This is a genomic window from Streptomyces niphimycinicus (genome assembly GCF_018883605.1).
Lineage (GTDB): Bacteria > Actinomycetota > Actinomycetes > Streptomycetales > Streptomycetaceae > Streptomyces > Streptomyces niphimycinicus.
Genome location: NZ_JAHLEM010001235.1, coordinates 1 through 1,485, shown reverse-complemented (window position 1 = coordinate 1,485; position 1,485 = coordinate 1). Strand labels below are relative to the sequence as shown.

The window sequence follows — 1,485 nt, the reverse complement described above, 5'->3', positions numbered from 1 at the left end:
GCCCGCGGGCGTCGCGGCGGCCGGCTCGGCCTTCGCCGAAGCACCGGACTTCGCCCCGCCGGACTTCGCCGTACCGGACTTCGCAGCACCTGCCTCGGCAGCGCCAGCCGCGCCGGACTTCTCCGCCGGCTCCGCCGCGCTCCCGCTGTCCGCCTTCTTCGTGGCCGCCGCGGCCGCCGCGTTGCGCACGGACTTCAGCGCACCGCGCCTGCGCTCCGAGACGCCCGACTCCTTGGCCTCGGCGGCCTCGTCCTTGGCCGGCGGGGCGGGCGGCAGGCTCATCGTGCGCGTCGCGTCGGCGGGGGCCTTGGTCTCCTCGGGGGCGCTCACCGCGTGTTCCAGCAGCGCCCGTGCCCCGGCGTCGTCGAGCCGCAGGGCCGGATCCTTGGTGAGCAGACCGTAGATGACCTCCTCCAGCGGGCCCGCGTTCTTCGGCGGCTCCACCGGCTCGGTCATCACGGCGGTCAATGTCGCTATGGCCGTGCTCTTGTCGTACGGCGGCACACCCTCCACCGCCGCGTACAGCAGCCCGCCCAGCGACCACAGGTCGGCCGGCGGGCCCGGCTTCTGGCCGCGGGCCCGCTCCGGGGAGATGTAGGAGGGCGCGCCGACGAGCATGCCGGTCGAGGTCACCGACGGGTCGCCCTCGACCTGGGCGATGCCGAAGTCGGTGAGGACGACCCGGCCGTCGTCCGAGATCAGCACGTTGGAGGGCTTCACATCGCGGTGCAGGATGCCCGCCTGGTGGGCGGCGCGCAGCACATCGAGGACGGCGAGCCCGACCTCGGCGGCGCGCCGCGGGGTCAGCGGGCCGTCGTCGCGGACGGCATCGGCGAGCGAACGCCCCTCGATGAGCTCCATGACGATCCACGGGCGGTCGTCCTCGTCGACCACGTCGTACACGGTGACGGCGCCGTTGCTGCGGATCCGGGCGATCGCCTTCGCCTCGCGCAGCGTACGGGTGATGAGCCGTCTCTTCTCGTCCTCCTCCACACTGGACGGGAAGCGCAGCTCCTTGACCGCGACCGTACGGCCGAGGGTCTGGTCACTCGCCCGCCAGACCGTGCCCATGCCGCCCTGACCGAGGATCTCTCCGAGCCGGTACCGCCCGGCGAGGAGGCGCCCAGTCGAACCCTGCGTCTTCTCAGCCTCCGACATGCGACCCCTCTGCGAATCTACCCACCCTGAACCCACCCTGGGAGAGCGTCCATTGTCTCTCATCCGCGGACCCGGAACCGCCCGGGGTCCGGGGCGCGGCGTGGCGGCCACCGCGGTACCTGCGACCATCTGGAGGTACGCAGGAAACGGAGGTCCGTGTCATGCCCATCTCCGCCATACGATGGCACAGGCGGAGCCGTATGCCGACCGCCGTGGCGCTCACGGCGGCCCTCGGACTCGCCCTGTCCGGCTGCGGAACGGGGGCCACGGAAGCGGGCCGGGACGCGGGCCCGCGGGCGACCACGGGCACGGCCGGCGGTCATGGCG

The 1,485-nt window shown here is 73.4% G+C and carries 1 protein-coding gene; it reads right to left on the bottom strand.

The window, feature by feature from the left end:
* A partial coding sequence (locus KN815_RS49055; protein WP_216348197.1) for a serine/threonine-protein kinase occupies nucleotides 1-1,158 on the bottom strand: 1,158 nt, incomplete at its 3' end.
* Between the last annotated feature and the right edge of the window lie 327 nt (nucleotides 1,159-1,485).